Here is a 26,848-nt window from a genome sequence, read left to right as displayed (position 1 = left end):
TGTGAGTTTACTCGCGCACCTTATTCGATTTTTCCCGGGCCTCGCGTTCAAGGGAAAAAATAATCCGCTGTAAGTTCCGCTCCACCGCCGGGCCGACGTTGAGAAAACGAAAGCTCAGGCGGGGAGTGGTAATGGTTTCGTTTTTGCTGTCGATAACTTTGCGCTCGCTAATGGAAATGAGCTGGGCGTCAACGTGATACACCCCCCATTGCTCCATATTCAGTTCAACCTGCGCGAAGCGTATACCTTCTACCAGTCCTTCTGGTTTTGCCGTTTCTAACAGCCCGCCCATACCGCCAAGCGATAAATCGAATAAGCGAAAGCACAGCGTGCTGTTGTCCGGCATTTTTGCCGTGCAGCGATAGGGAGGGTGCAGCGGAGCGCCGATGCGGAAATATTCGCGACGCTGCACAAACCACAGAGAAGGCGGCAAGGATGAAATAAACGCCGGCAGTTGCTGATACTCGCCTTTTTTCAACTGTGGCAGGGTGAATTCTACTTTGGCTCCCTGCGTTTCGGCGATAATCGAGATCTGGCTGGCCCGCTGTACGGCCTGGTTTTCATATTTCTGGCTGCCAAAATCCATGACCAGCTCGTCCGGGCTGACGGCCAGAACTTTGCTGATGAACTGGCCGCCCGACCAGGAGATACGCAGTGGAACCTGCTGCGACTTTAAGTCCCGAAGTACACCTAACACCGCTAACGGATTTTGCTTCAGGAACTGCTCATTGTAGTTACTCACACCTAATGACTCCTGGATGCCTGGTTTGTCGTTGGGTTATCGGCATCAATCGACGGAACTTAATACAAATGGATGAAATTTTTTACCAAACCCAATGAATTAAGTCTGCGTGATAAAAGCATGTCGCGACGGCTTGCCTATACTTTAAGTGCTGGCGCAGGAATGTCTTGCGCGTGCGTTCACTGGAAAGAGGGCCTGAAAATGGGAATTATTGCCTGGATTATTTTTGGTCTGATTGCGGGGGTTATCGCCAAACTGATTATGCCGGGGCGCGATGGCGGGGGATTTATCCTGACCTGTATTCTGGGTGTCGTCGGTGCTGTGGTCGGTGGATGGCTGGCAACGATGTTTGGTATTGGCGGCGATGTCAGCGGGTTTAATCTCCACAGCTTCCTGGTGGCCGTGGTCGGCGCGATTGTTGTGCTGGGTGTCTTCCGGCTTGTACGACGAGATTAATCGAACGGCCCCTGTGGGGGCCGTTTCTCTATATGGCTAAGTCAGAACTGGTACTCAATCCCAGCCCAGTAATTACGGCCTTCTTCGATAAATCCTTCGCTGTACACGTATTGTGTATCGAACAGGTTATTGACCGAAGCGTTGACGCTAAACCCGTGACCGATGGCGTAGTCGGCGCGTAAATGGGTAATGGCGAAACCTGCGGCTTTCTGCGAGCCGTCGCTATTGCTATAGCTCGATGAGCGGGCCTCTTCAGACAGCGTAATGCTCAACGGATCCCACGGTTTCAGCGTCATCCATGCGGTGAGGGTTTGCGTCGGCAAATCGGTTATTTTGCCGATGTCGCTGCGTTTGACATCCGCATGAATCAGGCCATAGCTCAGCCCAACATCCAGCATATCAAAGACTTTACCTTTAACGCCTGCATCCAGACCGGTGTAATCCACCCGGCCGCTGTTCTGATTCTGGATGGTATCGGCATCAATATTGTGTGAAAGAATGGCATCGCTGATGCGGTTGTAATAGACGCTGGCTTCGAATCCCCAGTCTTTGCCAAGTGAACCATTCCAGGTCAGATCCACGCTGCGAGCGCGTTCCGGTTTAAGCTGCGGATTGACCAGCGCCACCTGGTTATAGGCCGGTTTCGAGGTGGTGTAGCGCTCTTTAAGCGTAGGGAAACGCGTTCTGTCAGAGTAGGACAGCGCTAATGTGTCAGCATTATCGAAGTGATATTTGGTCATCATCTGCCAGTTGAAGGCCGACTGATTGTTGTCATCATAGTGGGTGACGCTACCATTTTTTTCGTGCTTCATGCCTTCCAGACTGTCGCGCCAGTCATAGCTTATTCCCGCCACCACATCGACATTATCCGCCGCTGCCCACTGGTATTCGCTGGCAACGGACCAGGTGCGGTCTTCGTAACGGTCGTAAGACGCATTCGGTGCGCCTTTCTCGCGGTGAACATCATCCTTCCAGTTCACCGCGAAAGAGAGCTGGTCGTTTTCACGCATATCCGCAGCGAGCTGCAGACCAGCCCCATCGCTATAGTCTGAATAATGACTGTAGCTGCCTTTTTTGTTTTTCAGATCGGCAAGCGAGTTGTACATCATCAACGTATTTTCAAATGTGTCGCGATACAGACGGCTTTTCAGGGTAAAACGATCGCCCAGATGGGTAGTGCCCTGATAGTAATAGCTCTCTTTATCGTACTGTGGCCATTGCCAGTAGCGTGATTTCTGACTGCTGGTTCCAGCGTACGGAGGGTTATCTTTTTCACCGTCCTGATTAATATAGGTCAGCACATATTCGTCATCACCACGTGGGGTAAAGCCCAGCTTCACGATGCCGCGTTTATCATCGGCGGAGGAGTTGGCAATCTTGCCGTTGCTGCCCGCAATAGGGTTGTCCACGCCATGCGGTAGGCCAAGGAAATCCTGCTTCAACTGACTGCCGCTGAGCTGGATGTAACCGAGATCGTTGCTGGCGCCAAATGAAGCATGCATATCGTGGGCGTTGTCTTTGCTACGACTCCAGCCCTGGCGATAGCCAATGCTGCCTTCAACCGGTTTGGTAGGTCTTTTGGTGGTGATATTGATGGCGCCGCCCATCTGGTTCGGCCCTTGTAGCAGAGACGAGTAGCCTTTGGAGACTTCAACCGAAGCGATATCGGAGGTCAGAAAACGGCCTAAATCGAGGTTGCCGTCATAGGGGATGTATACCGGCACGCCGTCAAAATAGACGGGAACCTGACGGCTGTCAAAACCGCGGACTTTCACCTGCTGCTCATTGCGGTTGCCTGACTTTTGCAGCACGACGCCGGGGACAACGCTCAGCGCCTGCGCCACGTTTTGCTTATCCAGTTGCTGCATCGTTTCCTGGCCGAGAACCGTAGTGGTTGCCGCGGAGGCCGGGCTTGACCAGACGGTCATGGTTTCGCTTTCCTGCCCAGCAAAAGCACTGTGCGCGAAAGCAAACGACAGGGCTGTGTAAAGACAACTTTTGTTGAAATTCATTATTTTTAGTCCATTTATTAATGTTATATGCCACGTGCGTCCGGGCTCAGGCTAACTTTGATATCCGCAGGCGGAGCGTAGTAAGGCGCGGAAGTGATGAAAAGTCTGATGCCACAGTCGAGATAACTCGCCAGCGAGGCGAGGGTAATGCCGCCAGTCAGCGCCAGCGTGCAATGGGGGGCCAGAAAAGGTGCCTGGCGGACAATTTCTGTTGCTTGCTCAGGGGTAAATTTGTCGAGTTGCAGGACATCAGGCGCGGCGCGAAGCGCGGCTAATGCCTCATCTGGTGTATCTGCTTCAACCACGATCTTTTTTTCTGGCGCATGGCTGCGTAAGCGCGCAATCGCGCCGGCCCAGTCGTTTGGGTTGGTAAGAAAATGACGGTGATTAGCAAACAGCAGTACCGTTTCGGCGCATCCTCCGCGATGGATAATGCCTCCCGCGGCGAGTATTGCCTGAGTCGCCAACAAACGCGTGCCGGGAATGGCTTTGCGGGTACAGGCAATCTGCCCATCAGGATAGCGTTGGCGCAGTTGGCTCAACATGCACTCAAGATAGCCCGAAACCCCGCAGCTCCATTCCAGGACATTTTGTACCGCTTTCCAGCCCTGATGCAGCGCCGCCGCATTCCCATGTGCGCAAATCAATCGCTGTCCTGCACTTACCTGTTCACCATCGGCAACCATGTCGCTGATGGTCAGCCCTAATGAGGTGAGCATTTGTCTGGCAACGGCGGTGCCGCTAACGCACCCGCCCTGGCGATGGTAAAATTCCATAACGCCCGGCTGTGCGCCAATACCCAACGCGCGGGTAGTCAGGTCGCCGCCCTGAATATCTTCCAGCAGCAGCGCGTCGGTTTGCGCCTGCGAAAAGTAGATCATCGCAGCGCCTCCCGCGGCACGCTGTCCCACCAGATAAGCGCCCAGTCACGGCTGGCGGGGGCAATCGCGCGTGGATCCTGCTGCTGATACCAGCTTTCCAGACGTTCGACCTCGTCGGCGCTCAGTTCACCCATACTCCAGCGCACGTTTTCCAGAAAACGCGTCCAGGTGCTGTTGTCCTGCTGGCAGTTGGGTCCGCGGATAAAATCAACATGCGCGTGGATCCCCATCTGATACAGGACATTAAGCGCATAGATATAGTTGGGAAGCTCAATCACTTCGCGGCCCAGTGCACGCTGAATGGTGGGGGAAACGAAAGATGAACTGACGAGATGAGTGGTGTAAACCCGCAGTCGGGCCTGATTATTCAGTTTGGTCATCGCCTGGCGCATATCGGCAACCAGCGTAGAGCGCGAAGCGACGGCGATATCGCACTGGGGTAAATCATCCCAGTGTTCCTCCCAGGCCCGCTGCACCCACTGCACGTGACGGGCGTTCATTTGCGCAGCGCGGCGGGCAGCTACGCTAAGCATGCCCTGGCTGTAATCTACGCCGTAAATTATTGGCATCTTTTTAGCCAACGCCAGCGAAACCGTACCGGGACCGCAGCCCATATCAAACAGCGACTCCGCCCCTTTCAGGTCGATTTTTCCCAACAGCTGTAGCAGATAGCTGTCGGTTAATGAGGCGCAATTCTCTGCCATTTTTTCCGCACGCTTATCCCAGTGCTCCGGTTTTTTCTCGGTTCTGTTCGCCAGCTGTAAATGTTTACGGTAAAGATCGGCAAAATCAATGTCGTCAATGAGCATTCTTATTCCTTAGTTGTGTGAGCCAAAGAGGTGATGGGCGATTTGTGACGGTGTAACGCGATACAGCGCTGCCAGACGATCGGTGGCGAGCTGCTGTTCAGGAAGCCCCTGCGACACTGCACCGTTCGGTTCAACGCGTACCACGCTGTCGGCGATTGCCCGGGCGTGCAACGGATGATGGGTCGACATCAGCAGGGCCATACCCGAGTTTTTCAGCGTCACCAGCGTGTCGAGCAGACGGATTTGATGCCCAAAATCCAGGCTGGAAGCGGGTTCATCCAGCAACAAAAGACGCGGACGCTGCGCCAGCGCGCGGGCAATTAACACCAGTTGCCGCTCTCCGCCGCTCAGCGTGTTCCAGCGTCGGGGCGCCAGGTGAGAGATTCCCAGCATCGTCATCTGCTGGTGCGCATTTTCACGCTCTTTAGCGCCGGGAACCGCAAATGCCGCCAATTGCGGGGCCAGCCCCATCATCACCATGTCCAGCGCAGTGAAGGCAAACGCGCCGTCATGTGCCTGAGGAACCCAGGCGATAGCGGCGGCGCGTTGCCGATCGCTGAGATGATTTATGGCGACGCCATCAAGCAGAATGTCACCGTGAAGCGGCGAAAGAACGCCGAGAATGGTGCGCATCAGGGTGGTTTTTCCACTGCCGTTGGCCCCAATCAGACAACAGACGGAGCCGGGCGAAACCTGAAATGAGACATCGCGTAACACGGGCTGGTGACTGTGGTATCCCAACGACGCATGGCGGAGGGTCAGAAGCGTCATGGGCGATTTCCCCGCAGCAAAAGCAGCAAAAAGAACGGTGCGCCAATAAATGCCGTCAGGATCCCCAGCGGGATTTCTGTGCTGCTCAGCGTGCGGGCAAGAGTATCGGTGAGCAGTAGCAAAATGGCACCGACCCCCATGGAAACCGGCAGCAACTGCTGGTGGTTATTGCCACTGAGGAGTCTGCCGATGTGCGGTACAACCAGCCCAATCCAGCCGATAATGCCCGCGATGGCAACGGTACAGGCGGTGATTAACGTAGCGCAGACGATCAGTCCCAGCCGCAATCGCGAGACGTTGATCCCAAGCGATCGTGCTTCATCATCCGACAGGGTGAGCAGGTTCATGCGCCAGCGCAGCAGCAATAGCGGGACGAGTCCTGCGAAGATCAGCGGTGCCGAGAACCACAGGTCGTGCAGCGTGATCGTCGATAAACCGCCAAGCAGCCAGAAAGTGATAGAGGGGAGTTGGGTATACGGGTCGGCCAGCGTTTTGATGAGTGAAATTCCCGCACCGCATACCGTACCCAGCGCAATCCCGACCAGCACCAGTGTTAACACCGGGTCGTGTCGCTTGACTCGCCGGGTAATTAACCAGACACCGGCGACCACGAATAAACCGCCCATGAACGCATACAGCTGAATGAACAGGATCGGTAAACCTAACAGGATTGCTAAACAGGCACCTAAACCCGCACCCGCCGCCACGCCGAGAATATCCGGTGAGACCAGCGGGTTGCGGAACATACCCTGATAGGTGGTTCCTGCGCCCGCCAGCGCCGCGCCGAGCAGCAATGCAGCCAGTATGCGCGGCAGGCGGATTTGCCAGAAGACGATTTTGTCCTGCATTGGAACGCCATCTGTACCGGCCACGAGATTCAGAACCTGCTGTGCATCCAGGTGATACGCGCCTGATACCGCGGCGACGCTCGCGCAAAGCACCACCGCAGCAATCATCAGAAAACCGAGGGTTGATGTTTTCATCAGACTGCCACCAACCTTTGATACTGTGCGTCGCTTAGCGTGGTGTGCCAGAACAACTCACTGTAGCGCTGCATATCAGCTTTAAAGCTCGCGTTAACCTGAGGATCAAGCCAGGCGTGCAGGCGGCGTAACCCCAGTAAACGGTTGATGCCGGGAGGTGCATCCAGCCAGCCAAACGGCAGACCGCTGAGAAACAGAATGCGCCGGTCAGCAACCGCTTTGACTCCTTGCCAGACCGGATCTTCTCGTAGGAACTGCGCTGTCACCGCATCCTGTACCAGGATAATATCCGGCTGCCAGCTGAGCAGATTTTCCATTGAGACCTGTGTGAGCCCCTGTCGTCCGGGGATGTGCGCCACATTGTGCAACCCCAGCAGTTCTGCCGCTTCGGTATGCAGAGAACCTTGTAAACCTGTCTCCAGTCCTCTGGCACCGCGCGCGGCATAAAAACGCAGATTCGCCGCGGGGGTATGCGAGAAAGCTATTGCATCATCGATAAATCGACGGGCCAGTGCGGCCTGCATTGCGGTACGCGAGACGACGCCCAATGCTTCACCGGCTGCGCGCAACTGTTCTGGGGTATGGCGCAGTTCGCCGTTAATCAGCAGCCAGGGAATGTGTGTTTGTGCGCTCACTTGTCTGGCCTGAGAAAGCCAGGTTTCATCGGCATTACCACAGTCAATAACCAGGTCGGGTTTAAGCGTCAGGAGTGCTTCAAGCGAGAGCGTGCTGGAGCGGCCCGCCAGCCTGCCGAGTTTCGGCAAGGTCCGAATATCGTCGTGAAACGGAATGGCGGTCTGGCGAGAGAAATCAAAGGAGGAAAAACCCACCACTTTTTCCGGTGCGACGGCCAGCAGCAGCATGTCAGCGGGCGCGCCAGCACTGACCACGCGTTGGGTTTTCTCTGGCTTCGGAGAGTCTCCAATGGCCACGGTCAGCGGCGTTTGAGCAAACGCGGGAAGATGGCGTAGCAGCAGTGCAGATGCCACGAGTTGGGCAAACATCCGTCTTGTCAGTGGCATTATCGGTATCCTGAAGGTTACAAAATCGCTATATATTTACATATACAGCGAATAAAAACATGTTCAGAATCAAATTCTCACGGATGAAAACACCGGATACCCCATAAGGGCTAGAGGGGATAGAGACAGCTTAAATGGCGAAAAATATGACAGAAAAATCCGCGACGAAGCGCGGATTCAGGGTGTAAAACGACTCATGTAATGACGTTAAGGCGTCGGTTGAGTCTGTTTTTTAGGCTCGACTGGCGTTGTACTTGCCGGGGTCGGTCGTGATGCGGGGACGTTGTCACAGGGTTTTTCTTTGGCACAAATCAGGTCGAGCATTTTCAGCGTTACGCCGTTGGTCCAGCCGAAACCATCCTGCAACGGATACTCACCGCCGCCACCGCCGGTTCCAGTGGTGCTCACGTCATACTTCTCAACCAGCTTTTTCTCGCGATCGTAGGTGTGTTGAACATTGGTGAGGAATCGCCAGGTTACGTCCATGGCGACGTTATCCTGACCGTAATTCTGTAACCCGGATGCGGCGACCCACTGGAGCGGAGCCCAGCCGTTGGGGGCATCCCACTGCTGGCCGCTTTTCACTGATGTGGTAGCAAGGCCGCCCGGTTGCAGCAGATGTGCCTGGGTGGCCGTGGCGACTTTACTGGCGCGATCTTTTGCCGCCGCATTGACATACAGCGGGAACAGAGCGGCGGCCGTGAGCTGGTTGCGTACTTTGTGGCTTTTCAGATCGTAGTCGGCATACCAGCCTTCTTTGTCGTTCCACAGATATTTTTCGATCCCTTTTTGTCGGGCATTAGCGAAGCCATCGTACTGCGCCGCTTTGGCATCATCACCGGCGGCTTTACTGGCGAGGGCGATCATTTTTTCCATTTTGTACATCAACGCATTGAGATCGACCGGAACGATGCTGGTGGTGCGCAGAGTGCCCAGCTGATTAGGATTGTCCATCCAGCGGGAACTAAAATCCCAACCGGACGCGGCAGCTGAACGCAGGTCGCGGTAGATTTCTGTGGCCGGGCGGTTTGGGTTGCTTTTAGCGGTGGCAATATCCTCTACCCACGACTCTGGCCGAGGCGAATCGCGCTCATCCCAGTAGCGGTTCAAAATGGTGCCGTCATCCAGTTTAACCACGCGCTTATTTTGCTGACCGGGCTGGAGTGTTTCGATGCCCTCCATCCAGTAGCTGTACTCTTTTTGCATCTGCGGGAGGTATTTTTTCAGCGCGTCATTTCCGTCGTGTTGCGCCAGCAGTTCAACCATAAAGGCAAAGAACGGCGGTTGCGAACGGCTCAGGTAGTAGGTGCGGTTGCCGTTAGGAATGTGTCCCCAGGAATCAATCTCGTAGGCGAAGTTTGCCACCATGTCCGAGACCTTATCCCAGTGATTGCTCTCGGCAAGCCCCAGCATGGTGAAATAGCTGTCCCAATAATATATTTCGCGAAAACGCCCGCCAGGTACCACATACGGCTCCGGGAGCGGCAGCAGCGAATCCCATTTTTCTGCGGTGGTGGTCGAACGAGTGAGTACTGGCCACAGTCCGTCAATATGTTCGCGCAGTGATTGCCCGGCCGGGGGCACGTATTTCTCGCCGTCTTTCGGCAAGGTGAAATTCACTTGCACAAAATGGCGTAAGTCGAATCCGGACTGGTTTTTCTGCATCCGGTAATCGGCAAGGATCATTAATGGATCGCTGTTTGGCACCGCGTCGGCAAAGGTTTTCTGGTCAGGAAACAGTTTTGCTGTTTGTACATCGTTAAACAGGGGACCAAGCAGAATATCAGGCGGCGCAGGCGTAGCGGCTGGTGCGTCCTCGGCGTTGACGGTAAAAGAGGAAAGGGCAAAAAAGGTGCTTGCGAGCGTCAGTTTTATTGCAACAGAGAGCAGGCCAGGATGGCGAGTTGCTGGCGTTATCATCGGTTAATCTCCTTAGCGGCGTGCCGAAGTAGCGGCACTTACCATGAGAAAACCTTAGTTCAGGAATGACCGTTGCGCGTGATCGGCTCCCCATTTTGCGAATAAACAGACATTTCCCGACGTGAATAGAGAAGAAGCACACCCTTTGTTGGAAAGGGTGTGCTTCGGAATCAGTTTGCGCGGGTTATCCGCTGTGTGACACAGTCAATGGTCAGAGTATCGCCCATCTTGATGCTATCGAGAGCCGCGCCTTGCTGACACATCCAGCACAGACCCATTTCACGAGCGATAATCGCCGGATGCGAGGCTTCGCTGCCGTCCCGCAGGCAGATACCTTTGATGGTCTTCGGATCGAGTTGCAGTACCGTAGACGGATAAATGACATCAGCGACCAGGATAGTGGGGCGCAAAAATGCGGGAATTTGTGCGCTCTCTCCCGTCAAATGCTGCAGTGAACGAGACAGCAAATCTTCAATATCAATGTATCGCGCCTGCAGATAAGGATCATCGAGCTGTAAATACTGCTGGCTGAGATCGCTCAGCACCTGATGCCAGGCCCAGGCGGCGCTGCACTGCTTTTCGCGCATTACATCGCAGGCCATTTCAAAAAGTTCAGGATCGTCCAACAGCGTGTGGTGACCGGAGAAGATGGCAGCGATATCTGCGGAATATCGTTCTTCAGCAAGTGCGGTGAGTTCGCTCAGATCGTTCAGCGTACTTTGGATGGCGGTCTGTAATCGCTGCTGCTCAGCCTGGAGTGATGCGGCTAACTGCGGGTTTACCTCGGGTGAGAACGGCGTGTAACAGAATGCCGTCCCCGTGACTTTTGAGGGAGCCTGAGCTGCCTTGTTATCAGCATTAGCGGACTCGAGCGATTCACCAAAATTCTCTGCTGCCAGCTGTTTAAATGCGGCTAGCGCATCCCCTGCCTGTTCGCCTTTGGCAATCAGGCGCAGCGTGTCATTACAGCGAACCTGCAGCAGAGCTATCTGATTCAGGCTATCAGGAACCACACACTTGCCGTTTTTCTCCAGCCACATGTCGGCGTTAAAACCAGACAACGCGGAAACCAGCCGCGAAGCCGGGCGAACGTGGATGCCGTTAGGGTTTTTCACCACAATGGCAACAGAACGGGCATCTGCATCGGGAGACTGTACAGCAGATGCGGGTTTCGCTGCGGATGGCGAAGGTAAACCCAGTTGCTCACATTTGGCGTCGAGGGCGTTCATGGCATCACGGATGACCCGATCGATATCAGCACCCGCGGCGGCGCTAACCGTCGCGGCCAGTGTGCCTTCAACCAGTGGCGCTGCGCACAAACGCACTTTGGCGGCAATGCCAGGGTCGAGCAGTTCCAGCGCGGTTTCCGCACTCAGTAATGCACTACCGATATCCATCATCACCAGCACGTGGTCCGTATCGGCCACGGACTCGATGGCTTCCATCACCTTGATCGGATCGGTGCCAATCGGATTCTCAGGATCATCAATGCCTGCGGCAATGGCGATTTTGCAATCACCGCCCATTAACATCTGCCGGGCCAGCGTACCGACGCCTTCGCCCAGTTGGGCGCTGTGAGAAACAATAACCAGGTTTACCATCGCTTTATCCTTACTCTCTGGACGCCTGAGCCAGCATTTGCATCATAAACATCACCGACGTTGCGCCGGGATCCTGATGCCCAATACTGCGCTCACCAAGATAGCTGGCACGGCCTTTGCGAGCCTGCATGGTGATGGTGCTTTGTGCTGCGGCTTCCGCTTGCTGGCTTGCCGCTTCCAGCGCTGCCTGTACACTCAGTTTCTGCTCGCAGGACTGGCGTAAGGACTCGACTACTGGCAGCCAGACGTCGCACATGGTTTTGTCGCCAGGTTCAGCCTTACCGCGGCTAATCACACCTTCTGCGCCATCACGCATCATTTGATACAGCTCTTCAAGCGTCAGGCTTTGATGAGCCTGAGTCACCTGAGCGGCGCGAATAAAAAAGGTGCCAAACAGCGGTCCACTGGCCCCGCCGACGCTTGAGAGCAGCACCATACCGGTGTTTTTCAAAATAAAGCCGATGTCTTTGTCTGCGATGGACGGCAGCTTTTCAACGACTTTGCTGAAACCACGATGCATGTTCAGACCGTGGTCGGCATCGCCGATCTCCCGGTCAAGTCCGGTGAGAAAATCACTTTCTGTGGTGAAGATCTCGCCGCAACGATAGAGCCAGTTAACAATTTGCGTTCTGTTGAGGGACATCATAAATCTCCTTATTTACCCCAGTTGAGAGCAGGGGTGTGAACCGGTGCATCCCATAAGCTCAGCGTTTCGTCATCTACCTGTAACAGGGTGATCGAGAAACCGGTCATATCCAGAGAGGTACAGTAAGAGCCGATCAGGTTGCGCTCAATGACAATGCCTGCATCCTGACAACGGCTTTCGAGGCGGTTATATACGCCGAAGAGTTCAGACAACGGCGTCGCGCCGAGATTATTGACCAGCGCAATAACGCGATCGCCACTCTGTAACGCCCGCTTGCTTTCTTTACCTTCCTGCCACGCGCCCTGGACGTTGTCCCAGTGGCGGAGTGTACGGCTGTAGTTACCGTTTTCCAGCAGGGTATCGAACATTTCATCAACGGTCTGATCGAGAGAGGTGAAGGGGCGACGGTCTATGCCCGGTTCCCCGTGGATACCTACGCCAAATTCCATTTCGTTATCCTGCAGCGTGAAAGACGGTTGTCCGGCGGCTGGAACGGTACAGGCACCAATGGCTATGCCAATGGAGTGGCCCTGGTTATTCAGCTTACGGCCCAACGCCGCACAGGCTTCCAGCGAATCACCACGTTCGGCGGCCGCGCCGACCAGTTTTTCGATCAATACGGTATTCGCCACGCCACGTCGACCGGCGGTATACAAACTGTCTTTCACCGCCACGTCGTCATCCACCACCATGGTGGTGACTTTGACACCGCTTTCGTGCAGCAGCTCGGTAGCGGTTTCGAAATTAAGAATGTCGCCGGTGTAATTTTTGATTATCAGCAGCACGCCTTCGCCACCGTCAATTTGCATGGCGCATTCGAACATTTTATCCGGCGTGGGTGAGGTAAAAATCTCACCCGGGCAGGCGCCAGAGAGCATGCCCTGACCAATGTAGCCGCAGTGCATAGGTTCGTGTCCGCTGCCGCCACCGGAAAGCAGTGCCACTTTGCCCATCACCGGCGCATCTGCGCGGGTGACATATACCGGATCCTGATGCAATGCCAGGGAAGGATACGCTTTCGCCAGTCCGGCGAGTTGTTCATTCAGTACGTCTTCAACACGGTTGATCAATTTTTTCATTATTTATGCTCCGCAGACAGTCCTGGATGGCTGCCAAATTCGGGCAGGCATCTGATGTAGGGTATCGGTTGGTTCAACGTCACGGCGACCGCTCGCTGCCGATAAGGTAATTTTGCACACGGGTACGCAAAAGAAAATTGCTGTGAAGGGCGTTTCAATACGGAACATTAGCATCTTTTAATGTTCCATATTGAAACGTGGTGGTGCATAAAACAGCGGAAGTGAGAGATGCGGCAAAGTTTATGCTGACGGCATCATGAGTAAAACGTTATTCCTTACTCTTCTTTGCCATTAAAATCGAAAAACCAGAACAAGATAAAACCAATAAAACCAAAAATTAGCAGAATAGCCAGGGTATAGACTTCATATCGCGCGGCATCTGCAGCAATCGCCTGTAACTTGTCCATTGCTGGGGCTGGCTGCTCTTTGAATAGCATGAGTTGCCATTCATAAAGGTTTGTTGTTTTTATCTCTTTAATCGGTTCCCAAATATGGTTAGCCGCCGCGCCGAGTGCTAAAGCAGAAAACAGTGCGCCGTAAATACGTTGGCGTTTTTCCTGACGCTGACTAATAGCCTGGCGCATGAGCTGATCCAATTGCTCTATCTGCGTCATGAGCTCCTGACGTTGCTCAGACAATCCCCACTGCCGAGAGAGATCTTCACTCAACTGGTTATGTAGGGCATCGTTGCCGACTAAAGCACCTTTATTCATGGCTTTTAGCGCCTGGGCTTTGGTTTCCAGCATCATTTCGGACCAGTCAGATAGACGACGAATTTTTCCCTTTCGGTTGTGTTTTTGCTGCGACTCGAGCAGATCCTTGAACCACTGTTCAATCTGTTGGGCAGAGTTCGCCAGAAAATTTTCATACTCATGGCTTACATCCGCTACAGAAATGGCCGCTTTAATCAGTATCGCCAGATGTTTATCCTCTTCTTCGCGGCAGAAGATTGTGACGCCATGACGGTGAGCGACAACCAGAATATTGCTGTACCATTGGCAGTGGTACTCGCTGGTGGGGGGGAGATCCGCAGGACTCCTAACGACGCGCGTGCTATCGCTCTGTGCTGCCAGCCAGGCATGAAAGGTGGGGGTATCGATCATTCGCATCAGCGGGACGATCGTAATATCACCACCCTCCGGGATGCGATGCTGATAGACACGAATGCATTTACCTTTTGTGCGGCAATCAAGTTCGGGTAAAGCTATTGGCACAATGGCGTTATCAAGATAACGGGTAAAATAATTTTCCCAGATTGCGGGCAAAACGTCTTTTTGCCAGGTCAGTTTCGAGCCGGGCTCTCCGGGCGCAAGCTGCTTCGGTGCCGCAATTAGCGTCATTCTGCCTTGATCGTCGTACCAGGGTTGGTTCGGTGCGCCTGGGATCAATTTATCGCTTCCGGCCAGGCGATAGCTTTCGAGAAAACGCGGAGTATCGTGCGGGCGTAGTCCTTGCCAGGCCACATCTTCACGTTGTTCCAGAGCGGACCACAGGGCATCAAGGCGTGTCCCCTGAATCGGGTTGAGCGAAATAACGATATCATTTCCCGTACCCACTTCTCGCGGTCGATAAATGGCCAGCAACCCAAATCCATTGTGCGTCCAACTGCGTTCTTTATCGCAGCGCGCGAGAATTTTCAACATCCCAGAAGGGAGCGTTTCGGTAATAAACAATGCATCAACCACCGTTTGCCGCCGGCCTGTGCCGAGATCCAGCAGGAGTTGGCAGGTAACCGAACGCTTGATCACGTGTTGGTAAATCTGTTGCTCATACGCCAGACTTGCGACCGCACTTGCATAACATTGCGTGTGCATGGGCATAATGCCTGCGGTGGGGTCTGGGTTGGCTATCATCATATCGCTCAACAGGCGAAGGCAGGCCAGCATGTTGTGGCGAACAACGACAGTATCATCCATGGATTGCTCGCACAGGCTGCTATGCGCGAGTGCGGATAACAAGCAAGCGGCAGAACGAGTTGTATCATCACCGTCCAGATAAATACCGCTTTCCCATGCGGTGACGTATTCCAGCCACGGATGTGTTGATAGCGACAGCGAACCAGCGGCATCGAGATGGTTCAAAAACAGCAACAGCGTAAAACAGGTATCCAGAGAGAAATCTTCGATAACGATTCGTTGTATTCCCTGGACACTTGAGAGTTTACTGCGCCATATAGACCATTGACGATCGTCGGCATTTGCCACCAGTTCACTCACCGAATTGTAGTGACCTGCACGGTATCCTTTGTTATTGAGCGCGACACCCTTATGGCTTTCCGTATCATTGCCGTCGCCCAATCCGATCAGTAGGCTGCCTGCCGGTGCATCACGCTGCGACGGATTGAACTCGAAAGTAAACAGCGGCCATGCATTATTGAATGCGAACATATAATTCTCTTTCGATGAATGTGTTGTTGGATCGCTCATTATTTGACTACGTTATAAATGACCCGTTGTGAGCGACTCCAGTTATCGCCAATCGCAATATTGGGTTCATGGTTTTCTTGTTTTACGCAGTAGTTCTTAACCAGGCTTTTTAACTCTGCCTCGTTGAGTGTGCCGAACATCAGACGCGTATTCAGTTCTTTCAATAACACATCATGGAGTGAATAAGTGGTCGGTCTTTGCAGTGAAAATTGCGCCGCGTCAGCCAGTAACTCACGCGCATTATCGGCCATCAGACGGCGCTCACAGCGACCTGCAGGTTCATTTTTGGCCATTTCTTCATCGTAAGCTTTCTTCTGGGCTTTCTCAAAATTAAGCGCTCTGTCGAGTTCCGCTTTAATACCCTGAACATCCTTGGCAGAAGAACAGAATGTTTGTAAATAACGAATCTGTATGGGGGTCAGCGTGCCATTGTGGTCCGCTTGCTGACGTAATTTACCGGCCATTCTGAGGCAGCCGTTTTTTTCATCCATCAACGATGCTGATTGTAATAGGGCATTCAACGTTTCCTGGCGATCTTCCAGTAATGCGGCTTCGGCATAATACAGTTTCCAGCGCATGCCTCCGGCAAGAAACAGATTGACAACCTGGGTATCACCGCGATCGATAGCGGCGCGAAGATTTTTTTCATCCCAGGCAATGCCGATATTCGCCAGTTCTTTACGCGGATCGTTACTGGTTTCTTTTTTCGCCCCAGCAACCGTTTTACCCACTTCCCCGAGATCGCTACGGATGGACTCCGTATTCACCAGCGTCTTGGTTGAGGTTCCGAAAGTCAGTACTGAGCCAACAATAATGACGACGATACCGCCCAGCACCCAGGCTACTCGATTGCGAATGATGCGCGTATCAATTTTGATTTTTCCAATATCCTGAGCCTGAGCCACCAGATCATCCTTTATTTCCTGAACGTCACCGCCGAGATCTTCAATTTTTTTGGCTGTCTGTTCGAAATAGTGAGCAACCTCAGCATTGCTGTCATCAAAAAAGCGATCAGGGTTAACTTTTACCCGGCCTTCGTCGAAGGCCTCCTGTACCGGCTCAGTAATTTCTTGGTAATAGTAATTCACCAATGTTGTTTGGACGGAGGTTACCCGCTTATGATGCGCCAGACGGTTGCGAATTACGCGAATATCGTCAAGAAAGGTATTCAGTGTTCTACGTTTATCGTTAACAAAGCTGAGCAAAGGGGTATATTGATAAAGTGGAGAGTAGTGGATGGGATATTCGTCTTTATCAATAAATAGTGAGGCGAGTTCACTGAAAAGGGTACCGCTCAATACGTCATCACGATCGGCAACGTTGAGCCATTTTTTTACACGTTCCTGACCAAATAGTTTGTTTAGGTGCTCAAGTAGGGCTTGTTGGTTATTGTACGCTTCATTAATTAAACTACGAATGGTCAGCTCTAATGCTCGTACCTGCTGCAAACTACGTAACTGCTTTTCTTCGCCTTCGTTATGCAGCGTCGTTGAATAAGTTAATTGAGGCTGTTTTTCTCGCAAATATTCGAGCTGCCACAAAAAACGCAACGCGGCAATGGTCAGATTTCTGTCGGCAGGCTGGCCATCTGTATTTCTGCCGAGCCATTTGTTCAAGGTGCGTAATGCCGCAAGAAAGCTCGCCATTTCCTGCTCATTATAGTTAAACCGGGCCGCTACACTGCTCCAGTTGCCCAATCTCTCTCGGGCTTTATCAAGTGAATAATAAAACGTATCAGGCGAAAGTTGCGTGGGGGCTGGCATACCCAGCAGGGATAAGATTTGTGGAAATGCGCTGTCGAAAAGAGACAGGCAACGAGTAAAATCGTTGTGCTCAGAAGCAGATGAATGATCGACCATTATATTCTCACGTGGTTATTCGCTGAGTTTTCCCGGCCCGATCTAATCGCACTGTGTCAGGCAACTTTCCCTGCAGCCAGAATGCCATAATTCGACAATTATTCGGGATTTTTAATCAGTTCGTCAATATATATGGGGGCGTAATATTGGTAGTAGACATTGCAACCAATAATGCGTTGCTATGGGTTCTTAACGCAAATTATGGTTGCAGCGATGGAATTTAATGTTTATTGGCTAACAAAATGCGCAGATATTGGGTAAGTAAAATGCAGAAAGCGGGGCAGATGAATCAGGCTACTACACGCCAATAATGCCACAAATAATGCAGCATTATTGGCGTAACTCACGACTGGCGTTTATCGTCGGTCAAAAACGTTGGCGTATCTGACGTCGTATTAGCCCGGATAAATTCCGCGATCTTTACGTGCCAGCAGAATGCGTTCGCAGGCAACAATGTAGGCTGCGGTACGCAGGGAGCAGGATTTCTCAGCTGCTTTTTCCCATACGTGCACCATCGCATCAGTCATGATTTTGTCCATGCGATTGTTGATCTCTTCTTCACTCCAGAAGAAGCTTGCCATGTCCTGGACCCATTCGAAGTAGCTGACGGTTACGCCGCCTGCGTTACATACGACGTCAGGTACCACGATGATACCGCGGCTTGCCAGCATATCATCGGCATCCGGGAAAGTCGGGCCGTTAGCGCCCTCAAGTACCAGTTTGCAGGTCAGTATTTCTGCACGCTGACGGGTAATCTGTCCTTCCAGCGCGGCAGGGATCAGGATATCCATCTCCACGCTCCAGAAGGCTTCGCTGGCGATGGTTTCAGCGCCTGGGAAACCGGCAATCTGTTTGTGCTCTAACTGCCAGGCAGACAGCGCGGTCATGTCGATACCCGTGGAGTTAAACAGCGTTGCGGTGTGATCCTGAATAGCGACGACACGCGCACCCGCTGCGGCGAACAGGCGGGCGGCTTCGCTGCCGACGTTACCGAAACCTTGTACCGCTACGCGAGCGCCTTCAACTTCAATGTTCGCACGACGCGCGACTTCCAGACCGCTGACGAAAACGCCGCGACCGGTGGCTTTATCACGGCCTAACGAGCCGCCGAGGTGAATAGGTTTACCGGTGACCACACTGGTCACGGTGGTGCCGTGGTTCATGGAGTAGGTATCCATCATCCAGGCCATGACTTTTCCGTTCGTACCTACATCCGGCGCAGGAATGTCTTTCTGCGGCCCAATGATAATGCCGATTTCGCTGGTATAACGGCGGGTTAAACGCTCCAGTTCACCTTCAGAAAGTGAGAACGGATCGACGCGCACACCGCCTTTGGCTCCGCCGTACGGCAGATTCAACGCTGCGCATTTGATGGTCATCCATGCAGACAGGGCCATCACTTCATTAAGATCAACATCAGGATGATAACGCACACCGCCTTTGCCCGGACCGCGGGAAAGGTTATGTTGCACGCGATACCCTTCAAAATGACGGATAGTGCCGTCATCCATCTGCACCGGGATATCGACAATCAGCGCGCGTTTTGGGTGGCGCAGGGTGTCCACCCAATGGGAAAGTTCGCCCAGGTAAGGGGCCACACGCTCGATTTGTTGCAGGTAGGTATTCCAGGCAGATGTGCTGCTATCTGAAGCGTAAGATAACTTATCCATGATAAACCTTAGTTATAAAAGTAATATGTTCTTAATTTGGCCGTGGTATACAGTGAATCTCACCATATAAACCTAAATTTAACATTTTTTTCATAGAACGGCCTGCCTGGCTAACACGGATTATCGGTATGATTAGTGTGGGTTTTGGCTTGGTGGTGAATAGTTATTCTTTATTTTGGCTGTCATTGCGGTTTTTTTTGCGGTTTATGTAGTTTAATATGCATAACTTGTAAAAATCGCAATTTGTCAGATTTATGACGCACCTCTAAAAGTAAATAATATGATAATAAAATGTGTTTGCTTTATTGCTGTTAAGCTGGGCGTCAGTAGGTCACGGCGATGGTGACAGTATCGGCATAGTTGTCTGGCGTGTAGTTCGCGCTGGGAACGGTGGCGTAAACCGGGTAGGTAGTCGTTGTCCCCGTGCCGCTGCCCGCAACGGTATTAAGCGCAGTATTGCCCCAGATCGTACCGGAAGGACCTGGCGTCGAACTAAGCTGGTAGGGAACTTTATCCGTATTTGACCCCGTGCCTGCCATCACGCCGCTGCCTGCCGTATTGCCGTTGGAGGGTTGAAGTCCGATGGTGTAAGGCGTGTTATTAGAGCAGGCTACGCCTACGTTATTTGACGCCGTGAGATTACGACCCGTTCCGCTGGTGGGAGCAAAGCTGATGTTAGTCGCGGAGGTGATATTACACTGTTTGCTGACAGCAGCTGTGACGGTGAAAGGAAACCTGGCGGCAACGGTATCACCACAGGTGGTCGGCGGGAAAAGCAATCCAGGATTAAGGGTGACAAGGGCTGTCGCCGCCGTATAGCTATCCTGATAGTTTCCGGGGACGGCGGCGATTTGTGGCGTGACGATCTGCGCCGATACCGTGAGTGAACCTGTCACTGGCGTCAGATTCAGCAGGTTAAGCTGTACCATGGGAAAAGTGGTTCCCGACTGATACTGGCTGCCCCAGACTTTGGTGCGCCCGCTATCCTGGTAAAGCTGGTATGCCAGCGTTCTGGCAGGCGTGCCGATTAACGACATATTTCGCGGTGTCACCTGGCCACTGACGGCCGAGGCGCCAATATTAAAACAGAGATTGATCCCTGCCAGCACGTCACCAAGCTCTTTGGTGCAAGTGTAACTGAACGTCATTGATGACGTTGCGCCTGTCGCAGACAGTGGATTGACCGAACCTAAATTTATGGGTTGCACATTGCTCACCGAACAGGTTACCGCATGGCTAATTGCCGGACAAAAAAGTACGGCAGCGATGAGTAGCAAATGTCTTAACCTCATGAGCGCACTCCTGTTAGTGTGGGCGACAAACCAGTGGGCCTATTTGCGTAATCCCCTTTGCTGACGCGGGATAGTCAAATTGCACGCGACAACTACCGGTGTCCGTCTCAACGCGCAGCGTGTTGTGCTGCTCCAGGGTGTCGAACCATGTCATTCCATCAAAGCCAACGACAGACGATTGTCCTTTTCCGTTGATGGCGTAAGCCATGCTGCCTTCAGGAATTGGCTTACCCTGATTATCGACGAGGATAATCTGCGCAGCGCGGACGGGGGTGATGCCAAAGCTAACCAAAGTACCGGAACGATCGGCTGGCGTGGCATTCGTCTCAACGCGTGCGATCCGCACATTGGTGGGGAGATCCATCGGGTCAATACTGATCAGGTTTTTTTGATAACTGTTGAGCGGCGTGACCAACAGTAGTCCCTGGTCATCGCTGCGACCAATCAGGTTATTTTGCAATTTGACCGGAACATCAGGCACGCCGTCAGTTGAAACCACGGCAAAACCATTATTGATTTCTCTTGCTGCAAACAGGCCGCCTCCCATGGTCACCAGCGATCCGGTTGCGCCGGCATAACCGTAATGGTTATCCGGTAAACGGCTGAATCCCGCGTACGCTTTACCATAACGTCCCAGATATCCCACTTCTCCCTGGCCACTTTGCCGGGAAGCCTGCTGACTGGCGGCCAGATTCCAGCCCCAGCCGCCGTCGGCAGGGGGCGTCAGGCTGGCATTGAGCTGGTAGCCGGTTTCGTCGTTGGTACGTTGTAGGGTGCTGCTGGCGCTCAGATTGTTGTCGGTCGTGATCGTCACCATCAAATAGAGACTGCGATCGCGGTTATCGTCAATGTTCTGATTGAATCCGGCATTCAGTGAGATGTTGTCTGTAACAGACTTAAACCAGCTGGCGTTGGCGTAGCGCACCGCATTTTCGTGTGGATAACGAAACTGCAAATAGCTCAGGCTGACATTACCGGCTGCTTCCAGCGAATAGCCAATAACAGTGTTGCTGTTAAGCGTGGGGGGCGGCTCGCCGTAATGGGTGGCGACATCGCGATAATCGCCGGAAGTTGCCGTGGTACTGGTACTGAAATTAAACCGTTCACCGGACCAACGGTAACCAAAACTGTACAAATAACCGTTCTTTCCTGAGTCGGTACTTGCGGCAAGTGAGGTCGAAAACGTGCCGCTGCGGGTTCCCGGGATCCAGTCGTTACTGAAGCCCGCGTTAATCAGTCCATCGCTGGTTTCCGCATGAGTCCCGGCAGTGAACGTATTGCTAAACCCGCGACGCCACGTAGCGCTCAATACTGGTGCGCTGGCATAATCAAAAGAGGAGTAACCATAATTTTCGCGTACCGTGCCTAATTCTGCCGACCAGGCGGTTAATCCTTCCCGCAGGAGTTGCTGATCGTTGTAGAACGAGAAATTTTGTACGCTCGTTCTGCCCAACGCATCTGTCATCATCACCTGACCCGTTCCCGCGCCGCTGATGTTAGGCATTGTGTTGATCTGAAAGCTACCTGCGGGGACTTCTCCGTTGTAGTACCTGACGCCGTCGACGTACAGCTCAACGTTTGACGGTAACGTCGCGGATCCCAGATATGCTGGAAGCGGGGTGGTTGGCATATAGGGCTGCAACCCAAAATCGGTGCCTATCTGAATGCCGCCGATTCGCGTCGGTCGGGACCAGATGAGTGAATTTGTCAGGGTATCGCCAACGGTTAACGCCAACATCGAATCAGGAAATGACGTACGCCAGCTGGTATCAAGGCGCTCAACGCTGTTATCGGCATATTCCTCGGTAGAGAACTGCGTCAACTGGGTGGTGCTGAGCACGCCGGCCGCATTGAAGGCGCGAATTTCGCTGAAGGTATTGATTGCGCTTTCATCCCCCTGTTGCGTATAGATATCATAATTGAGCAGCGCCCCGCGTGATGTTGTTGCCGTTGGCACGGTTTCGGTGGGCGAGTTAAGCTGCGTGGTCGCAAGATCGAGTGAACTGAGTGGCGCAGTAAGCGAGAGCGTTTGCAACTGAACGTTGTAGTCAATGGTTAGCTGGGGGATATCGTTCAGGCCGACGGCGTTAGTGGCGTCTGGAGCAAAGCGAAAGCCCATTTTACGCAGAGTATCTGCTCCTGCATAAAGCTTTCCATTTTCGTAGCCAAAATGTACCAGCCCAACGGGATTTCCATTTAAGGTGACGTCGAGATACAAATCGACACCCGTAATCTGCGAGGCGCTATTAATAACACCACTTTCATTCTGGTTATTATTCAGCGTTTGTGCGCAAACCATTCCCGATATTAATACTCCATTGAGAAAGCAATATTTCACCAGAAGCCAGGATCTGTTACAGATCTTGTACTGTTTTTTGGCCATTGATTGTGACTTCAACTTTCCCGCCATAATGATTATTCCTGGCTGACGGGGAGACTATCCAGCGCATTGTTGCCCCGGGTAAAACGTAGCCTAATAGTCCGGGTGTAATGACTTTTTTAGTACCATCAGGGCTTATAAATGTTGCAGCAGATAACTGTGCATGCCCATTTCCCTGATTACTGACTTCAATAAATTTTTTGCCATCCAGTTGTTGTAATTTCCATTGTAGTTTTGCCTGCGTTTGTGCCGCTGATGTTGGTTGAATGAAAACAGGAACAGAATAATGCAGCACAAACTGAAGCTTGTTTTTTTCGACTTTTGCAGGCGGTAACTCATCTATCGATAAACGATAAGCGTCTTCGGCATGTGCCGAGGGAGGGCTTGTGCGAATAACTCGAATCAACTGACGTTCTCCTGGGGCTAATGCCAACATCGGCGGGCTAATCACCAGCCCCTGAGAGGGGGAAAGTTTGTCGTCATAAGCGCTTTGACTCCAGCGAAAAACCCGAACCTGGGCATTGAGCACATTTTCACCCGCGTTACTCAGCCAGATACCATCGGCATTTTGCGTCGCTTGCAACGTTAACGTGACCGGGGCTATTTGCAGTCCGCTGGCGGTGGCTAGATTGACGCTCGCAACCATCCCTAGCAGGCATGCGCAGGCACACTGCTTTACAGGCAGTTTTACTCTCATATGGCTTCCAGAAGTTAGTAGTTAACGTTAACTGTTACCGTATCGGCATAGTCGTCAGGAGTGAAGTTGGCGCTCGGTGCGGTGGCATAAACAGTATACGTTTGCGCCAGACCTGTACCCGTCGCCGCTACCCCATTTCCTGGTGCGGTGTCGGTGGCGGTATTCCCCCACACCGGACCTGTTGCTGACGTACGATTTAGCTGATAGGGCACTTTATCGGTATTGGTGGCAGCGTTAGCTACGGAGGACATGGCGCCCGAACCCGTTGTCGTCCCTCCATTGGCAGCCGACGGTGCCAGACCGATAAAATAGGGTGTGGTTTTTGAGCAATTAATTGAAATAGTGTTGCTTGCACTGGTATTTGTCGCCGTGGTATTCACCGGACCAAGTGTAATATTTGAAGCCGAACCGGCAGTTACGGTACAGGCCTTTTGAATCGTCATCAGCACCTGAAATGTTCCGTTAACGGTTGCTGCATTTGCCACAGAAATAATGGAAAAGGCGCAGCAACAAAGAATTAAGCGTTTGTCTAAGACTAGAGCCATATCCTTTACCTTTTTCAAATAACCACATTTATTACTTTAGAAAAACAATAATGTGGCACAAGAAGACATAATTTAACCCTAGAATAAGTATTAGACGTACGCCAGTTGATCTAATGAATTTTACTTAGGAAAAAGGTGATGTCGTCTGCAAAAAAATAATACCAATGGGTTAGTATATTGTTTTGTTTTTATGCTATGGCCGAGGTTAAGTCAGGAGGATAGAGGGCAACATATTCCTTGGATGGTACTCAAAATAACCACCCACAAAATGAGAGTTGTATTATTTATCTTACACGTATTACGTGTAGGTTATGGGCTGTGGAAAATGACCTTATAACCTTGCTCATTCCAGTGTTGGAGCAGTTCATTTTGTCTGCGGGTTGGCGTAATACCGGTCCAGACAAAAAGGGTTTGCCCAGGGAAAAGTTCGGGTCTTGGCGATTCAATGGGTTCAGCCAGAACGGCAATGTGCCAACCAGATTGCGATAAGCGCCAGGCTTCGAGCCACAGGCGGGTTCTGTCTTCAACATCCCAGGCCATCAGGAGGGCATCCTTTCCTGACTTGCGCCGCGTTTCAGACAGCAGTGTGGCAACATATTCAATCAATGCGCCATCAAGCATGCTGTTCATTATGCGGGATGTATTATGGTCAAGTATCAGCCGTTGACGTACGGGGAGATAAACGTGATCGATCAGCGCATCTACAGGGTGAACACGACCGAGTGCGGTAATTTTGGCTCGCAGCTTCGGTGGATGCGCCATGCGAAGAATGCTCATCATCTCTTCTTGTAATTGATTCCAGTCGTCGTCAGCTTGACGGGTACTGGTTTCCAGCAATGCCTTAACTTTCCCAACAGGTATGCCATTGCTAATCCAACGTTTTATTTCTTCAATACGCTGAATATCTTCTTCATCAAAGAGTCGGTGGCCACCTTCACTGCGTTGAGGTTTGAGTAAACCGTAACGTCGTTGCCATGCCCGAAGGGTGACAGGATTTATCCCGCAACGTTCTGCGACATCCCCAATGCTGTAATAAGCCATAGTTCCCCCGGACACTCCTGATTCTCCGTCACCGATATGCGGTTCCTGTTATTTTGTACAACATGCATCAAATTGTACAAAACATACAGAGGATTCTAGCAAAAATAAGATTTACTTTACTATCACGCAGGGAGCAAATGCTGAATTTTTATGTTCAGCATGAGGGCGGTTGTGGTGATTTTTTATTTATAACAATGCGTTAGTTATTTTGACGCTGAGAAATCATTTTTCTCTGGCCATGCAACAGACGGAATACCATTCAGGCAGGCTTGTGCAAAAAGGTTACCCTGGAAGATTTCAATACCTGCGGACTCAAGCCACATCCACTCTTCAGGTTTTTCAACGCCGACAGCGGAAATCATGATTTCCAGTGAAGTGCAGCATTTGATAATTGCCTGAATGATGGCCTGTCTTGGTCCACTTTTATGCACATCCGTGATCAGCTCGCGGCTTATCTTAATTCGGTCGGGTTGAAAACGAGACAGAAGCTGAAGCCCGGCAAAACCTGCCCCAAAATGATCTATCGCCACACAGATCCCCGCAGCCTTGAGTGACTTTACGGCCTGCGCGAACGTATCAAAGCGCGATATAACTTCGCTTTCGGTAAACTCTACAATGATTTGTTCAGGCACCAGTCCGTGCGCCGCGATTTCGTTTATCAGAAAGCTGACTGCATCGGGTTTGTTTACCAGGGTCATGGGGAGCAGATTGACTGACAGCATTTTGTCGTTAAGTCCCAGCGCGCTTGCCATTGCAAAAGCAGTCTTTTTGCTTTGCAGATCCGCGGTATACAGTTCTTCAGGATTTAAGTTGCCAAAATAAGTTGCGGGCGTTTCACCGTCTCTACCACGAATAAGTGCTTCCAGAGCAATGACGCGCTGCGACATAGGATCGATAATGGGTTGAAAAGCAAAGCTGAAATCGATATTGGACGGGAGTGTGCTTTCATCCAGGAGAGTACAAGAGTTGTCGGCAATAAAACTCCAGTAATCAGGAGCAGGTATTTCAAAATAACTCGATTTTTCCGTCGCAAGGACAAATGTGCGGAAAAACTGTAATGCCCGGTCATCATAGGTGAGCTGAAATTTTGATGTTCCCTTGTTAAGTACCGCTTGCAGGACGTCATTGCGTTCATGTTTTTGTAAATCAAATAACTCCATCCCCACCTTTCCGAATCTTCTCGCAGGCGCGTAATCACACATCAGCTCAACGATATTGTGGTGCCGTGGATCGTTACATATACAACGATAAATCTCTTTTACCTGCTCCTCAGGACCTTCAAGCAGTTGGAAAAAGTGGCGGCCATTAAAGAGTAAAATCCCCGTAACATCGGATCGCCGGTTTTTTAGATTTGCGGCTGTCACCATATCCTCAAGCGCTCTGAGGGGGGCGTCATCACGTAGATGGCTACGGTAAATAATGGTCGTGAGCATGGGCAGTCCGGGATCAAGGGAAGGGAAGAGGTATGTACAGTATCAAACAAACCAGCTTATGTCCTGATTCTAATACATTATTCTAACTTTATTTTTACAAACAAAGGTCCTTAAACAGATCGAATTCATTTGTTAAAAGAAGTGAATTGTACAAATGAATTTGATTTTATGTGGTTGTATATTGATGCAAGCTGTTGATTGTATTGATTTAGCACTTTTTGATAAAAATTGATGGTTCGTTTTGTACACATTTTTGGTACAACTTTGCTACTGTTATAAAACTTAATATTCACCAGCATTATGTTACAGGAGCATGACATGCAGCAGCATACCGTTCGCACTGATACTGCAAGCGCGATTTCTCGTTACTTTGCGAAGGCGCATCTGCCAACTCAACAGGAAACATTGGGAGAAATCGTCACTGAGATACTCAAGGATGGACGAAATCTGAACCGCAAATCACTTTGCACCAAGCTTCTGTGTCGTCTTGAAAAAGCATCCGGGGAGAAAGAACAGAAACATTACAATGCGTTAATTGGCCTGCTTTTTGAATAAAACAAACCCCTTACTTATAGGGGTAAGT

The 26,848-nt window shown here is 51.7% G+C and carries 22 protein-coding genes; 2 read left to right on the top strand and 20 right to left on the bottom strand.

What is annotated here, in order from left to right:
• Nucleotides 1-7: 7 nt before the first annotated feature.
• Nucleotides 8-742, bottom strand: a complete 735-nt coding sequence (ycgR, locus tag OGY06_RS12845; protein ID WP_197385811.1) for a flagellar brake protein YcgR — start codon at nucleotides 740-742, stop codon at nucleotides 8-10.
• Nucleotides 743-943: 201 nt separating this feature from the next.
• Here ycgR and OGY06_RS12840 point away from each other — a divergent pair, with 201 nt between their 5' ends.
• Nucleotides 944-1,198 (top strand): GlsB/YeaQ/YmgE family stress response membrane protein, encoded by a 255-nt coding sequence (locus OGY06_RS12840; protein WP_003020908.1) that lies wholly within the window; start codon nucleotides 944-946, stop codon nucleotides 1,196-1,198.
• A gap of 41 nt (nucleotides 1,199-1,239) precedes the next feature.
• Here the strand turns inward: OGY06_RS12840 and OGY06_RS12835 are convergent, their stop codons facing one another.
• The 19 genes from OGY06_RS12835 to OGY06_RS12745 all read right to left on the bottom strand — a co-directional run bounded on the left by OGY06_RS12835 (nucleotide 1,240) and on the right by OGY06_RS12745 (nucleotide 26,265).
• Nucleotides 1,240-3,210: a TonB-dependent receptor plug domain-containing protein gene (locus tag OGY06_RS12835; protein ID WP_218667387.1), complete on the bottom strand. Its 1,971-nt coding sequence runs from the start codon at nucleotides 3,208-3,210 to the stop codon at nucleotides 1,240-1,242.
• Between the two features lie 23 nt (nucleotides 3,211-3,233).
• Entirely contained in the window at nucleotides 3,234-4,091 is an 858-nt protein-coding gene (gene modD / locus OGY06_RS12830) for a ModD protein (RefSeq protein ID WP_200921512.1), read from the bottom strand.
• The gene (locus tag OGY06_RS12825) at nucleotides 4,088-4,900 is read right to left on the bottom strand and encodes a class I SAM-dependent methyltransferase (RefSeq protein ID WP_286605443.1); all 813 of its coding nucleotides are present in this window, start codon (nucleotides 4,898-4,900) and stop codon (nucleotides 4,088-4,090) included. The genes modD and OGY06_RS12825 overlap by 4 nt, the downstream gene beginning before the upstream one ends.
• A gap of 9 nt (nucleotides 4,901-4,909) precedes the next feature.
• Entirely contained in the window at nucleotides 4,910-5,671 is a 762-nt protein-coding gene (locus OGY06_RS12820; protein WP_003833537.1) for an ABC transporter ATP-binding protein, read from the bottom strand.
• Nucleotides 5,668-6,627 carry a FecCD family ABC transporter permease gene (locus tag OGY06_RS12815; protein WP_373370766.1) on the bottom strand — a complete coding sequence of 320 codons (960 nt, stop codon included), beginning with the start codon at nucleotides 6,625-6,627 and terminating at the stop codon, nucleotides 5,668-5,670. Before OGY06_RS12815 ends, OGY06_RS12820 begins: the two co-directional genes overlap by 4 nt.
• Before the next feature lie 26 nt (nucleotides 6,628-6,653).
• Nucleotides 6,654-7,676: an ABC transporter substrate-binding protein gene (locus tag OGY06_RS12810; RefSeq protein ID WP_200921514.1), complete on the bottom strand. Its 1,023-nt coding sequence runs from the start codon at nucleotides 7,674-7,676 to the stop codon at nucleotides 6,654-6,656.
• 207 nt (nucleotides 7,677-7,883) lie between these two features.
• Nucleotides 7,884-9,596, bottom strand: coding sequence for an alpha,alpha-trehalase (locus OGY06_RS12805; RefSeq protein WP_200921515.1), 1,713 nt, complete (start codon nucleotides 9,594-9,596; stop codon nucleotides 7,884-7,886).
• Between the two features lie 170 nt (nucleotides 9,597-9,766).
• A complete protein-coding gene (gene dhaM, locus OGY06_RS12800; RefSeq protein ID WP_286605441.1) occupies nucleotides 9,767-11,197 on the bottom strand; it encodes a dihydroxyacetone kinase phosphoryl donor subunit DhaM in 1,431 nt (476 codons plus the stop codon).
• 10 nt (nucleotides 11,198-11,207) lie between these two features.
• The gene (dhaL, locus tag OGY06_RS12795; RefSeq protein ID WP_020996617.1) at nucleotides 11,208-11,840 is read right to left on the bottom strand and encodes a dihydroxyacetone kinase subunit DhaL; all 633 of its coding nucleotides are present in this window, start codon (nucleotides 11,838-11,840) and stop codon (nucleotides 11,208-11,210) included.
• Nucleotides 11,841-11,851: 11 nt separating this feature from the next.
• Nucleotides 11,852-12,922 (bottom strand): dihydroxyacetone kinase subunit DhaK, encoded by a 1,071-nt coding sequence (gene dhaK, locus OGY06_RS12790; protein ID WP_003833521.1) that lies wholly within the window; start codon nucleotides 12,920-12,922, stop codon nucleotides 11,852-11,854.
• A 275-nt stretch (nucleotides 12,923-13,197) separates the two neighbouring features.
• Complete coding sequence (locus OGY06_RS12785) at nucleotides 13,198-15,309, bottom strand: hypothetical protein (RefSeq protein ID WP_286605439.1); 2,112 nt, start codon at nucleotides 15,307-15,309, stop codon at nucleotides 13,198-13,200.
• A gap of 38 nt (nucleotides 15,310-15,347) precedes the next feature.
• Nucleotides 15,348-17,207 (bottom strand): STY4199 family HEPN domain-containing protein, encoded by a 1,860-nt coding sequence (locus OGY06_RS12780; RefSeq protein ID WP_286605437.1) that lies wholly within the window; start codon nucleotides 17,205-17,207, stop codon nucleotides 15,348-15,350.
• A gap of 395 nt (nucleotides 17,208-17,602) precedes the next feature.
• Complete coding sequence (locus OGY06_RS12775; protein WP_003833513.1) at nucleotides 17,603-18,877, bottom strand: Glu/Leu/Phe/Val family dehydrogenase; 1,275 nt, start codon at nucleotides 18,875-18,877, stop codon at nucleotides 17,603-17,605.
• Between the two features lie 323 nt (nucleotides 18,878-19,200).
• Nucleotides 19,201-20,169: a Csu type fimbrial protein gene (locus OGY06_RS12770; protein ID WP_286605435.1), complete on the bottom strand. Its 969-nt coding sequence runs from the start codon at nucleotides 20,167-20,169 to the stop codon at nucleotides 19,201-19,203.
• Nucleotides 20,170-20,182: 13 nt separating this feature from the next.
• Nucleotides 20,183-22,468 (bottom strand): fimbria/pilus outer membrane usher protein, encoded by a 2,286-nt coding sequence (locus tag OGY06_RS12765; RefSeq protein WP_286605433.1) that lies wholly within the window; start codon nucleotides 22,466-22,468, stop codon nucleotides 20,183-20,185.
• Nucleotides 22,469-22,523: 55 nt separating this feature from the next.
• Nucleotides 22,524-23,246, bottom strand: a complete 723-nt coding sequence (locus OGY06_RS12760; RefSeq protein ID WP_286605431.1) for a fimbrial biogenesis chaperone — start codon at nucleotides 23,244-23,246, stop codon at nucleotides 22,524-22,526.
• 14 nt (nucleotides 23,247-23,260) lie between these two features.
• Nucleotides 23,261-23,791 carry a Csu type fimbrial protein gene (locus OGY06_RS12755; RefSeq protein WP_003833507.1) on the bottom strand — a complete coding sequence of 177 codons (531 nt, stop codon included), beginning with the start codon at nucleotides 23,789-23,791 and terminating at the stop codon, nucleotides 23,261-23,263.
• 309 nt (nucleotides 23,792-24,100) lie between these two features.
• A complete protein-coding gene (locus OGY06_RS12750; RefSeq protein ID WP_008784993.1) occupies nucleotides 24,101-24,832 on the bottom strand; it encodes a MerR family transcriptional regulator in 732 nt (243 codons plus the stop codon).
• Between the two features lie 203 nt (nucleotides 24,833-25,035).
• Complete coding sequence (locus OGY06_RS12745) at nucleotides 25,036-26,265, bottom strand: diguanylate phosphodiesterase (protein ID WP_048224091.1); 1,230 nt, start codon at nucleotides 26,263-26,265, stop codon at nucleotides 25,036-25,038.
• 318 nt (nucleotides 26,266-26,583) lie between these two features.
• On the opposite strand from OGY06_RS12745, the gene ycgZ reads away from it, so the two are divergent.
• Nucleotides 26,584-26,820 (top strand): regulatory protein YcgZ, encoded by a 237-nt coding sequence (gene ycgZ / locus OGY06_RS12740; protein WP_003833500.1) that lies wholly within the window; start codon nucleotides 26,584-26,586, stop codon nucleotides 26,818-26,820.
• Nucleotides 26,821-26,848 lie beyond the last annotated feature (28 nt).

The organism is Citrobacter sp. Cpo147 (assembly GCF_030332405.1).
GTDB classification, from domain to species: Bacteria; Pseudomonadota; Gammaproteobacteria; order Enterobacterales; family Enterobacteriaceae; genus Citrobacter; species Citrobacter portucalensis.
The sequence above is the reverse complement of the archived record's forward strand: the minus strand, read 5'-3'. Positions and strand labels throughout refer to the sequence as shown.